This is a genomic window from Bacillus cereus group sp. MG4 (assembly GCF_040460055.1).
In the GTDB taxonomy this organism is placed as follows: domain Bacteria; phylum Bacillota; class Bacilli; order Bacillales; family Bacillaceae_G; genus Bacillus_A; species Bacillus_A wiedmannii.
The window spans coordinates 5,093,813-5,106,395 of the sequence record NZ_JARVGZ010000001.1 but is presented as its reverse complement, the minus strand read 5'-3'; the positions used below and the strand labels follow the sequence as shown (position 1 = coordinate 5,106,395).

Sequence of the window (12,583 nt, the reverse complement as noted above, 5' to 3'; positions counted from 1 at the left end):
GATCCTCCTACTCTACAAAACTTTTAAATAAGAGCGCCTTACGCGTTCCATCTTTTCCAATAAAACAATTAAATTTATGCTTTCCATCTACATAACCAAGCAATTCATCCGAAACTTTCGTATGAAGCGGAATAATATCTCCCTCTTCAATTTGTTCAATGTCACCCATTGTCATCTTCTGTTCACCAATCGCAACGTGAACAGGTTTAAACACTTGATTTACTTTCACTTCTACTTCAGACGTATACTTTTTACGCTTATCCGAAGAATGTTCGACAACATTTTCAGACGTTAACTTATCCATAATTTCTTCAACAGATAAGAATGGAATACCGATACGAACTGTCGTATTCCAAAAATCAGTTTTCATATTTACGTTCAGTAATGAAATGATATCACTTGCTGTCGTAATCTTTAACGCATTTGGATCTGTCTCTGTCGTTACAAATTTCGGTTTAATCTCTACAACACTTTCAAATGATTGCTCTAAATTTTTGCATAGAAGCGCAAAAATATTATCAAGCGTTAAAAACTCGAACGCCGTCAGTGGTCTACGCATCGTAAAGTTACGCTTACTATCTCCGCCGAGCCAGCACTCATGAATGTAAATAACAAATGCTAAATCAATCTCAATAACAATTTCTCCAAGCTCTGGAAGTCCGAGGTCAATGACGCAATATAAATAGTAATCTTTCGGCATTTTCTCCACATACTCACTCGTAAATGGAACTTGCTCTACTGTCGAAGGCTCTAAGTCAATTGGAATACGCATACGCGCTGACAACGTCTGTGACGTCTGTTTACCAAACGTAGAAGCAATCGCTTGCAAACTACGTAAATGCTCCACACCGAACTTCTCCGGTCTATTAAAATCATACTCTTGAAATTTATCTTGCTTCCCTGCTTCTTGTGCGAAAGCTGGCATTTCCTCGCCTTCATTTACCGCCTTCAGCAGGGCATCAATTTGCTCTTGGCTTAATTTATCGCCGCTCATGAAAATCCCCTTCCCTACCTTTTCAATTCAACGATTTCAACGTACATCTTTCCATTCTTCGTCAAAATCTTTCCGGTTCCAATCTCTTCATTCTCAAGCATAAGACGCACCGTATTTTTCGTTGAATTTTCAAGACGATACAATGTACCTTTCGTAATATGAAGCAGATCTTCAATTTTCTTTTTCGTATTTCCGATTTCAAAATAAATTGTTAACGGAATATCATCTTGTAATTTCAAACTGGCCAACTCCCATATCATGTTCACGAAAATTTCATGTTCTCTCTATATGAATGAAATCTCTTATTTTGAAACGTCGATATTTAATATTTTTTTAATATATCCTTGCGTTTCTTTAAATGGAGGTACGCCTCCGTACTTTCTCACATTACCAGGACCAGCATTATAAGAAGCAAGCGCTAAAACTAAGTCACCATTATTTTTCTTTAAATAACCGCTTAACTCTTTCACGCCGCCTTCAATACTTTCAGCTGGTGAAAACGGATTTTTTATCCCCATCTCTTTCACATTCGCCGGCATAAGCTGCATAAGTCCCATTGCTCCTGCATGCGACACCGTTTTCGGATTAAAATTAGACTCTACTTCAATCATTTTTTGAATTAACGTTTTCGGAATTCCGTATGTATGACTTACTCTATCAATAATATCCTCATACTTACCTTCATTGGAAGAACGTATTTTTTGAATATTATACTTCTTCGTTAATCCCCACGTATCAACAGCCTCATTTTTCGTTTCTGGGAAACGTCGTTCAAACTCTTTTTGTGCAACTTGCACTTCATCTACGTTCTTCGTTTCAGCTTTTTCTTCAGGCTTACTCGCTTCCTCTACTTTATTAATAGATTGTTCCGTTTTATTTACGACCGTTTCTATTTTCGTAGATTGTACCGGCTGACTCATATCCTCTACATTTGCCGGCTGCGTTGTGCCCTTCGTCTCCTTCGCAGGTTCACTCTGCAACTTTTCTTGAAAACGACTACTAACGAATGCTTGTGGACTACTTAGCTTTTGCTGAATTTGTCCTTTCTTATATGCAAGCACTTCTTTTACTATATTTCCAACTAACATAATATCACCTTTTCGGTAAACAAAGATAATCTAATATTAGAGTTTTTTCGTAAAGTTTGCAATAATCCTTTGCAATTATATTGTAATAAAAAAATGACTAGATTGCTAAACTGTTATTTTTTTATATTTGTTAATTACAATTATTCGTTGACACGATATACACCAAGGATTACAATTAATTCGAAATTGACTTTTTTACATATTGCCATCTTGCAATTTGCAGAAAAATCAATATAAAAAAATGGGGGTTCTTAACATGAGAATTAATACAAACATTAATAGCATGCGTACGCAAGAATACATGCGTCAAAACCAAGCTAAAATGAGCAACGCTATGGACCGTTTATCAAGTGGTAAACGTATCAACAACGCTTCTGACGATGCAGCAGGCCTTGCAATTGCAACTCGTATGCGTGCTCGTGAAAGCGGTCTAAACGTAGCTGCAAATAATACACAGGATGGTATCTCTTTAATTCGTACTGCTGATTCAGCTTTAAACTCTGTTTCTAACATTTTACTTCGTATGCGTGACATCGCTAACCAATCTGCGAACGGTACAAACACAGACACAAACCAAGCTGCATTACAAAAAGAGTTTGGTGAATTACAAAAACAAATAGATTATATTTCAAATAACACTCAATTTAATGACAAAAAACTTTTAAATGGTGATAGTTCTACAATTAATATCCAAACTCTTGATTCTGACGATAAAACAAAACAAATCGGTATCGAGCTATCTAATACTTCTATTCAAGCATTAGGAATTAAGGATTTAAAAATTGGTGCTCAAGCTCCAGACCTTACTGAACTAAAAGATGCATTTACAAATTATAAAACATTAAAAGCGGCAAGTCCTGCAACTGATGCTGGTGTTTTAACAAAAGCTAAAGCTGATGCTAAAGCTGCATATGACAAATTAGCACCTGATTTCATTAAAATTAAAGATTCTTTAGGTACCGATGCAGCTAAAGCTGTAGGAACTACTTATCCAGCTGCCGACACAGACATCGATCCTGTGGTAACAGCTTTAATGGCCACTGGAGAATTTGACAAGGCAGAAGCTGCTTTTAAAGAGAATCCACCTACAACTGGTGTAGATGCAAATAATGCGATTAAAAAAATTGACACAGCAATTGAACAAATCGCTTCTAACCGTGCGACTCTTGGCGCTACATTAAACCGTCTTGACTTTAATGTAAATAACCTGAAGAGCCAATCTTCGAGCATGGCTTCAGCTGCTTCCCAAATCGAAGATGCTGACATGGCAAAAGAAATGTCTGAAATGACTAAGTTCAAAATCTTGAATGAAGCTGGTATTAGCATGCTTTCTCAAGCTAACCAAACACCACAAATGGTTTCTAAATTATTACAATAATTAAACCTTACAAAATATCACATATAAAGGAGAACTAAAAATGAGAATTAATACAAACATTAATAGTATGCGTACACAAGAATACATGCGTCAAAACCAAGCTAAAATGAGTAACGCTATGGACCGTTTATCAAGTGGTAAACGTATTAACAACGCTTCTGACGATGCAGCAGGCCTTGCTATTGCAACTCGTATGCGTGCTCGTGAAAGTGGTCTAAATGTAGCTTCAAATAATACACAAGATGGTATCTCTTTAATTCGTACTGCTGATTCAGCTTTAAACTCTGTTTCTAACATTTTACTTCGTATGCGTGACATCGCTAACCAATCTGCAAACGGCACTAATACAGATGACAACAAAGCTGCTCTTCAAAAAGAATTTAGTGAGTTACAAAAACAAATTGACTATATTTCAACTAACACTCAATTTAATGACAAAAAACTTTTAAATGGAGAACATCCTACAATTAATATCCAAACTCTTGATTCTGATGATAAAACAAAACAAATCGGTATCGAATTATCTAATACTTCTGCTGAATCATTAGGTGTTAAAGATTTAAAAGTTGGTGCTCTTGCAACAAAAACAGATATTGCAGATGCTAAAGCTGCATTTACAAAAGCTACTACTGGAACTCCAACTACTGATGATAAAGAAAATGCTAGAAAAGCTTTTGATAAATTAGTTTCTGGATTTGATCAAATTAAAGACAAGCTAACAGCTAATCAACAAGCTGCATTAGAAGCATATAAAACTGCTGCTAATAAATCTACGGCGTTTACAACAGCTACTACTGGTGCTTTGGCTACATTTGATGCCACTGCAATTGATAAACTTTCTGCTAACATAGACGCAAATGATTCAATTGCAAAAATCGATAAAGCAATTGAACAAATTGCTTCTAATCGTGCAACTTTAGGTGCTACATTAAACCGTCTTGACTTTAACGTAAACAACCTGAAGAGCCAATCTTCAAGCATGGCTTCAGCTGCTTCTCAAATCGAAGACGCTGACATGGCGAAAGAAATGTCTGAAATGACTAAGTTCAAAATCTTGAACGAAGCTGGTATCAGCATGCTTTCTCAAGCAAACCAAACTCCACAAATGGTTTCTAAATTATTACAATAAGCCATTTGAGTTAGTTTCATGAATAAACCTCTCTGCTTGCGGAGAGGTTTATTTTTCTATATAGATAGATTATTTGCAAAAGCTTTCTTTTTTTATGTAGAAGAGAGCACCCGCAATGCATAGAAGCGGTCAGTGCTTATCTTGATTCCCTCTTAGGTTAAAACACAAGCAACAAATAAGCATAAGCCCTTTATCCTTCCATAACCGTTTATTAGATTTAGAGTTACCGACTATATCAATCTATAAGGAGTGTCCATTTATGCGTATTGGTACGAATGTTTTGAGTATGAATGCTAGGCAATCGCTATATAAGAATGAAAAACGTATGAATGTTGCGATGGAGCATTTGGCTACTGGTAAGAAGTTAAACTATGCTTCTGATAATCCAGCTAATATTGCGATTGTGACTCGTATGCATGCGAGAGCAAGTGGTATGCGTGTGGTGATTCGTAATAATGAGGATGCGATATCGATGCTGCGTACAGCGGAGGCTGCTCTTCAAACTGTGACAAATGTTTTACAGCGTATGCGTGATTTAGCTGTTCAATCTGCAAGTGGTACAAATTCAAATAAAAACTGCGATTCACTAAATAAAGAATTTCAATCTTTATCAGAGCAAATTGGCTATATTGATGAGACGACTGAGTTTAATGATTTATCTGTGTTTGCTGGACAAAACCGTTCTATTACGTTAGATGATATCGGGCATACACTAGATATTACGAAACATATTTCCCCTGCCCCTACACAACATGACATCAACATTTCAACAGAACAAGAAGCAAGAACGGCGATTCGTAAAATTGAAGAGGCATTGCAAAGCGTATCACTTCACCGTGCCGATCTTGGCGCTATGATTAACCGTTTGCAATTTAATATCGAAAATTTAAATAGTCAAAGTACAGCGTTAACAGATGCCTCTTCTCGAATTGAAGATGCGGATATGGCACAAGAGATGAGTGATTTTTTAAAGTTTAAATTGTTAACTGAAGTTGCACTTAGTATGGTTTCACAAGCGAATCAAATCCCACAAATGGTATATAAATTACTGCAATCATAATTGTCATTCCACTCTTTGAAACGATTCCACACAAAACAAAAGGGAAATACATATAAACTATGTATCTCCCTTTTATTTTGTACCCAATACTTCTATGGTGCTACCGTCATAACTTGTCCTCTACGGTCAATTCTTATTTTCATTTTTCCGTCTTGTGCGTTATATAAACCTAGCTTATTTAATTCTATTTTGCATTGTTGTACGAAGGTTGGTAATTTACGAATTTGATCGACATCAGAACTTTTAATGAAATAAACTAACTGTTGCGTCATGTCTTTCACATCTTGCACAAGTTCTTCTTTTTCTCGTTTTAACCTTTCGTTTTCCAATTGTAGCGCTCTTAATTCACTTTCTAGACTACTTCTACTAGACTCTTCTTTGAAATGCCCTGCAGCCATGCTAGAAAGTTTATAAATACCTTCCATAAACTGATGTAATTCATTTTCTTTTCTTTCACTATGTTGACTAATTGTTTCAAAGTTATCAACGATACCAGATATAACTGTTACGAGGCTTTTTTCATTCTCTTTATGCTGTACTTCCTCTATTAATACGTGATTGTTTTCTTTTTTCATTTCAACGATTGCTTCTTTTACAGGTGTATATTTTCGCTTTCGTCCAGGTTTTTGCTTTTCAATATTTTCAAACGGTATTTCGCATTTTTTTAATTTGTAATACGTATTTTGTAATTGACTTTCTGTTTTCGGGAAAAGATTTAGTTCGTTTTTACTAACGTATTTTGAAATATTAATAATGTTTAAACCGTGACGTTGGCAAAATTGATACACTTCATATAGTAACTCTAGTTCAGACTTCAGCCATGTAATCGCTGACTTTTCATATACTCGCATCCCGCCATGTTTTTCTATATCTATTTGAAATAATACCATTCTATTATGTAAATCAACTAGTTCTTCATACTTTACTTGGAATTGTTTTTCTATTTTTTTTAATTCCGCTTCTAGTTGCGTATCGTTCATTTTATTATTTGACATGTTTTGTAAGAGACTTAATACATTGATTGCTGTGTGGTGATACATAATCTGTGTCACTCCCCCTCATCCTTTCACAATTCTCATCTGACTCCCATGTCTTCTCAGAAAATAGCAATTTTTACATATCCATATTATAACATTTCGAAATTGTCTGTCAAATGATAAACATACAAAAACGTATAGAAAGTATAGAAATAGAAAAAGATTTTTTCATTAATATGTATAATTGCATATTAACTACTTTTAATTATATTATATGGTATTTAGAATGTAATTTCACCGAAAAAGTTTGCGTTATCACGAAAAATTACTAAAATAATCCAAAGATACGTTTTTTATATTTTCAAATCAAAAATCTTCAAATAAAGATTTTTCATACATACAACCACAAACACTCCAAAAACGTTCCATCTTTCTACCTAGACAGCGTATAGAACAATAAAAAAGAACTAACCAATACTACACATGGCTAGTTCCCTTCTCTCCACTAAAAGAATAGAGTTGTAAATAGAGTCTGCAAATCCTCAATCGAAGCCTCACTTCTTCTATTTACCTAAAACTACTCTATATCTCTGGTCTCACATCGCATGGGCCTCTATTAAGCACTGAGCGCCACCACACATAGCTAGAGCTTCCATTAGAAGCAGATCGTACACGTACTCTTCTACAACTATCTCAGTGTCCCACTTATCCCATTTGCCTAAAACCACTTCCTATCTCTGGTCTCACATGGTATGGGGCTCTCTTAAGCACTGACCGCTCCCACACATGGCTAGAGATTCTATTCAAGCAAAAAGGCGCTTTTAAAACTCTTTTACAACACTAACTTATCAACTAAACCAATTAACTCTTGAATATCTGGCTTACTTACTTGAGCATTCGCACCTACAGCTTCGCCTTTATGGAATAATTCATTTGTAATTAAGGAAGAGAAAATAACGATTGGTAAACGATTCGTTACTTCACCATCTTTAATTACTTTCGTTAAATGGTGCCCATCCATTTTCGGCATTTCAATATCTGTAATTAGCAAATGAATATGTTCAAACATTTTTTCTCCTTGCTCTTTCGCTAACTTTTCAATTTGCGCTAACGCTTCTGCGCCATTGCTGAAGAAGTTCATTTTCGTATATCCAGCTGATGATAATGTTTCTTCTAATATTTGGCGAAGCATTGCTGAATCTTCTGCAATATAAATCACTTTTTCAGCTCGATCTGTTTTCTGTTCTAACCCTGCAAGTGATTTATTGTCATAACCAGTACCGCTAATTTCGCATACAATTTTTTCATAATCTAATAGTAAAATGATTTTTCCATCTAGTTTTACAATACCAGATGTCGTTTCTTCTAGTCCCATAGACAATGAAGCTGGTTCATCAATTTGTTCCCACGAAATACGTTGAATACGATGCACTTCATCAACGCGGAAAATAACCTTCATTTGGTTTAATTCAGAGATAATAAATTTCGTTTGATCAAGTGGCTTTGTTGATTTTAAATTAAGAGCCGTTGCTAAGTTAATAACAGGTAATATTTCACCACGTACTTGAACAACACCTTCAACTGCATGATGAGATTCTGGCACAGTTGTAACAGGGAATGGATTGATGATTTCACGTACTTTCATTACGTTAATACTAAATAGGTTTTCACCAACAGTATATGTAACAATCTCTAATTCATTTGTTCCGCTTTCTAATAAAATACTTTGTGCTTGTGACATAAAGGTGTCGCTCCCCTTTCATTATTTCCATATATCTAATTATTAAGCTTTATTAAACCGAAAAAGTCAACTACCTATATGAAAAATATAGATAGTCGAACGATTCATTTCTTTATTTAGAAAAGCAATTACTCTTGTATAAACGAAGCAAGTGCTTCTAATAACACTTCTTGTGCTCCTACAATTTCTGTCGGCATCGCTTCCCATTTTTTCGAAAGCTCTGTTTCTACTCTTATTCTTAACTCTGTATTCATTTCTGCTAGCACATATTCTTTCGTTGCTATATCAACATCAAGTAGCGCAAGCGCATATAGTTCTGGATCATTTATTTTTTCAAATAATCGTTTTAATACTGCCGGTGCTATATGTTTTAATTTTTCAATATGAATCTCTTTATCTGAAAATAGCAACTCATATTGAATAAACGTAACATTTTCTTTAATCACTTTAAAATAGCAATTATTTTTTTTATCATTTACAAAATAACCGTTCGGATCAGCAATAATACTCTCTACTTTACGAATTAAATCTGGCAAACTACTCGCCGACATTACAGTCCGCTGCTCAACCTCACTCGGCGAAATGAATGTAACGCGATACTTATTCTGCGCCATCCTCCTCACCTCTCCTTTTATAAAAATCTATCGGCACAAACGATCCAAAAGGCACTGGTCTGCCATAAAACGATTAACCATCCCAGTAACCTTTCATAGATCTATTTTTGCCACTACACTTCGCTTACATCTTCCCAAACTAACCTAGTAACTCTACATATTTCCGGTCTTAAACACCAGTCGAGCATCTATTAGGCACTAACCGCCACCACACACCGCCAGGCCCTCTCTCAAAACCTAAAAAGTGCTTTAAGATCTTTTAAAATCTTTTAAGACCTGTTCAGTAACTCGATGTTATTGAACCAAAACGCTATCTGCTGATCCGCAATATCCGGCAACGTAACAAAAAACTCACGGCATTTCATCTCATCTTTAAACAGTTGATACTTCCAAACGCTATCGCTACCAACACTTACGAAATAAAATTCGTGAATACGACCGATGATTGCTTGTTTTTCACCAAATGAGTACGGAGGGACTTGCTTAATTTCAAATTGATCTGGTAAATATACATGCTCTTCTCGTTCCATTTTTAACACTTGCTCGGCAAGTTCACGTTTATTTTCGAAAAAAGGCAATTGTAAAATTCGTTCTTGTCTTGTCATACGAATAAAAAATCCTTCCTACTACATTACAATTTTTCTTTATTATATATTATCGAATTAAGTTTACAACTTCATTTAATACTTCATCTGATACTTTAATTACTTTCGCATTTCCTTGGAATCCGCGTTGATAAAGCATTAAATCAACGAATTCTACAGATAAATCTACGTTTGCACCTTCTTGTGCACCACCACGTACTTTACCTGCGCCGTTTTGACCAGATGCACCAAGTGCTAAAATACCCGTTGTATTCGTCGCTGTATAGTTACCATTACCTGTTTTCATTAGTCCACCTTCGTTCGGGAACATCGCAACAGCTAATTGACCAGCTGACTTCATACTTCCATCAGAGTATTTTACCATTACGTATCCACCGTCAGCAATAAAGCAATCTTTAACAGTTGCTGCTGCTCTACCGTCTACATCTGTTACTGATAATGTTTTATCCGTCGGATGATTTGTTAAATTACTAAAATCTAAATTTATCGTTCCGCCGTTAAACGGGATATTTGCTCCTTGTTGTACCGGATCTGGATTTCCAACATTATTAAATTTCAAAGTACCTGTTGACCCTGCTCCTGTAACCTCTTCAAACTTTGGATCTTTTGCCGAGTCATTACGTCTTTGAACTTTATATGTATACTCGTGTTCACTCGTTTTCGTAAATTCTACACGCATCGTCCATGTATTACCGGCATCATCATAAAATGGTAAATCTTGCGTAATTTTACTTTCATTCACCGGGATATTCCCTTTAATTGTACCCTTCGTTGTTTGAATACCACCAATTGCAGTTCCCATCGGGATTTGTAATGGTCCTGGAATACCAGATAAATCAACTTCACCTGTTGCTGCATTTGCAGGGTATGCAAATACGTATTGACCTTCTGTGTTCGTAATATAGTAATTTGAAGATATTCCAAACGTACCTTTACGAGTAAATTCCATATTTCCGCCTGCTGAATCACCTACTACGAAGAAACCATTACCTTCCATTGCCGCTTGTGTTTTACCACCAGTTAACGTAATTGTTCCGTCGCTATAGTCTGTAACTGTACCGCTCATTTTCACACCGTTACCGATACTTTTCGGATTCGTTCCAGCGTATTTATTGTCACCTTTTGAACCAATTGAGTTGTTATATAGTAAATCATCAAACATAGCTTTTTGTTTTTTATACCCTACTGTTTGTGCATTCGCAATATTATTTGAAGTTACACTTAATGCATTTTGTGTTGCATTCATTCCTGTAATACTTGTATATAACGCTTTAATCATAACGTATGGACACTCCTTATGAATTTGTAGTTTTTACTTCTTCTGTTACTTTTTTCTCGTCTTTCTTCGCATCTTCTGGATTTGTTTCTCCAATTGGTTTATCGGACACTCTCTCAACGAAACGAAGGGATACAACTTTATTATCAATAACGAGCTGTACCTCATTATTTTCTGCGAGGCGAACTGTCTCTACTTGACCAGTGACTTTTTTACCATCACCGTCAACACCTCTTACATACTTCCCTAAAAACTTCATTCCACCATCAAGCGCTGTCGAATACATTGTCGTTTTTAAAGAGTCTACTGCTTTTGTCATATTCTGTACTTGTTCCATAAGAGATAATTGCGCTGTTTGGTTCATCATTTGATTCATATCCATCGCATTAAATGGATCTTGATGTTGGAAACTCGCTAAAAACAATTTTAGGAAATCATCTTTCCCCATTACACCAGGCGTCTTTTGTTCTCCTGCCGCTACTCCATTCGTTTGCCCTACTGCCGGTTGTGCACCGTTAACAGATGCGTTCCTATTCTGTGCTCCTGCTTGCAACGGAATATGATTTGTACTCGTTGTATTTAATCCAACTGTTGGCACGCTTTATTCCTCCAATAATCCCGCAAATTCTTTTGATTCTCGTTTCCCATGTTTCGTACTTGCTAGTTGTTGCTTTTGCCTTTGCTCTTGTTCTCGCTGCTCTTTACGATTTTCATCTTTATCTGAATAGCTAATTTGAATATTGATTTCTTTTTCTTTTAACTTCAGTCTTAATTCATCAAAAATGATTTCAACACGTTTTTTCGCATCGTGTTTTTCCATTTCTACGTGAACATCAATTTGATCTCCATGTTTTTTCATAAACACTGTTAATGTACCGAGCTTTTCTGGATTTAACTGAAATAAAACACGTTCTTGTTTCACTACAAACTTTTGCAGTGCTTCTACTTGTGCTTCCATTTTCTTCCCTAAGTCAGGCAATGAAACTTTCTCAGCGCCACTATTGGATTTTCCTATTGAATCGGTACTCGTCGCTTTATTTAATAACTCCGCACCCGCAGAATTCGAATCGTTTAATACATCACCTTCTGGCAACTCTATATTTACATCATCGCCCTCAGCTTTCGGAAGATCTAAATCTAAGTCTTTGGACTCTTCTTGTTTCTTTGCAATATTACAAGTCTCTGTTTCTACGACTTTCAATACTTGCATCATTTGTTCTGGCATCTTCACTTTATCTAATGCCATTTGCATTGTATCTTCTAAACATATAGCATTTTTGATATTCATATTTGAAAGGAGCTCTTGTAACTGTTGTAATTCACCTGCGGGTAATTCGTTAAGTTTTATATTTCCATATTCTTTATATAGCTCTTGTATTTTTTGTATGTATTGATATAAAAATTCTGGCTGCACACGTAATTGCTCAATTGCAACCATTTGCTCAGATACAGCTAATAACAACTGTTCTGTCTCTTTTTTTTCTTCTTTGTTTACATTAGGCTCTTCTTTCGTTGCCGATTTTTTAGAAAGAATATGTTCTTTTCTATCTTCTGGTGCATCTTCTCGCTTTGTTTTCTCCGTTTGCGGCTGCTTTTTATTTTCCATTCTCATCGTACGATCGAATGAAGAATCTTCACTTTTAGATTGTACTTCTAGCCCTTTTTCTTTTTGCGGAGGTAAACTTTGTTGCACCGGTAATACAGACTGTATCACTACATTC

The 12,583-nt window shown here is 35.7% G+C and carries 13 protein-coding genes; 3 read left to right on the top strand and 10 right to left on the bottom strand.

Going from position 1 to position 12,583, the window contains the following annotated elements; genetic code table 11:
* Positions 1–7: 7 nt before the first annotated feature.
* The 3 genes from fliM to QCI41_RS26960 all read right to left on the bottom strand — a co-directional run bounded on the left by fliM (position 8) and on the right by QCI41_RS26960 (position 2,082).
* Entirely contained in the window at positions 8–994 is a 987-nt protein-coding gene (fliM, locus tag QCI41_RS26970) for a flagellar motor switch protein FliM (protein ID WP_088082949.1), read from the bottom strand.
* A 14-nt stretch (positions 995–1,008) separates the two neighbouring features.
* Complete coding sequence (locus tag QCI41_RS26965) at positions 1,009–1,233, bottom strand: flagellar motor switch protein FliN (RefSeq protein ID WP_000775712.1); 225 nt, start codon at positions 1,231–1,233, stop codon at positions 1,009–1,011.
* 63 nt (positions 1,234–1,296) lie between these two features.
* On the bottom strand, positions 1,297–2,082 hold the full coding sequence (locus QCI41_RS26960) for a lytic transglycosylase domain-containing protein (protein WP_353836244.1): 786 nt from the start codon (positions 2,080–2,082) through the stop codon (positions 1,297–1,299).
* A gap of 256 nt (positions 2,083–2,338) precedes the next feature.
* On the opposite strand from QCI41_RS26960, the gene QCI41_RS26955 reads away from it, so the two are divergent.
* From QCI41_RS26955 to QCI41_RS26945, 3 genes are all read left to right on the top strand, one after another.
* Positions 2,339–3,460, top strand: coding sequence for a flagellin N-terminal helical domain-containing protein (locus QCI41_RS26955; protein ID WP_151035370.1), 1,122 nt, complete (start codon positions 2,339–2,341; stop codon positions 3,458–3,460).
* A 40-nt stretch (positions 3,461–3,500) separates the two neighbouring features.
* The gene (locus tag QCI41_RS26950; protein ID WP_151035369.1) at positions 3,501–4,589 is read left to right on the top strand and encodes a flagellin N-terminal helical domain-containing protein; all 1,089 of its coding nucleotides are present in this window, start codon (positions 3,501–3,503) and stop codon (positions 4,587–4,589) included.
* Positions 4,590–4,848: 259 nt separating this feature from the next.
* Positions 4,849–5,649 carry a flagellin N-terminal helical domain-containing protein gene (locus tag QCI41_RS26945; RefSeq protein WP_353836245.1) on the top strand — a complete coding sequence of 267 codons (801 nt, stop codon included), beginning with the start codon at positions 4,849–4,851 and terminating at the stop codon, positions 5,647–5,649.
* A 92-nt stretch (positions 5,650–5,741) separates the two neighbouring features.
* Here the strand turns inward: QCI41_RS26945 and QCI41_RS26940 are convergent, their stop codons facing one another.
* The 7 genes from QCI41_RS26940 to QCI41_RS26910 form a co-directional block, all read right to left on the bottom strand.
* Complete coding sequence (locus tag QCI41_RS26940) at positions 5,742–6,689, bottom strand: DNA-binding domain-containing protein (protein ID WP_353838794.1); 948 nt, start codon at positions 6,687–6,689, stop codon at positions 5,742–5,744.
* Positions 6,690–7,458: 769 nt separating this feature from the next.
* A complete protein-coding gene (locus QCI41_RS26935; protein ID WP_000075948.1) occupies positions 7,459–8,367 on the bottom strand; it encodes a chemotaxis protein in 909 nt (302 codons plus the stop codon).
* Positions 8,368–8,495: 128 nt separating this feature from the next.
* Complete coding sequence (locus tag QCI41_RS26930) at positions 8,496–8,981, bottom strand: hypothetical protein (protein ID WP_000068327.1); 486 nt, start codon at positions 8,979–8,981, stop codon at positions 8,496–8,498.
* 269 nt (positions 8,982–9,250) lie between these two features.
* Positions 9,251–9,586, bottom strand: coding sequence for a DUF3964 family protein (locus QCI41_RS26925; protein ID WP_097857349.1), 336 nt, complete (start codon positions 9,584–9,586; stop codon positions 9,251–9,253).
* 49 nt (positions 9,587–9,635) lie between these two features.
* Complete coding sequence (locus QCI41_RS26920) at positions 9,636–10,865, bottom strand: flagellar hook protein FlgE (RefSeq protein WP_048543393.1); 1,230 nt, start codon at positions 10,863–10,865, stop codon at positions 9,636–9,638.
* Between the two features lie 16 nt (positions 10,866–10,881).
* The gene (locus QCI41_RS26915; RefSeq protein ID WP_001143472.1) at positions 10,882–11,460 is read right to left on the bottom strand and encodes a flagellar hook assembly protein FlgD; all 579 of its coding nucleotides are present in this window, start codon (positions 11,458–11,460) and stop codon (positions 10,882–10,884) included.
* Positions 11,461–11,463: 3 nt separating this feature from the next.
* Positions 11,464–12,576: a flagellar hook-length control protein FliK gene (locus tag QCI41_RS26910; RefSeq protein WP_353836246.1), complete on the bottom strand. Its 1,113-nt coding sequence runs from the start codon at positions 12,574–12,576 to the stop codon at positions 11,464–11,466.
* Positions 12,577–12,583 lie beyond the last annotated feature (7 nt).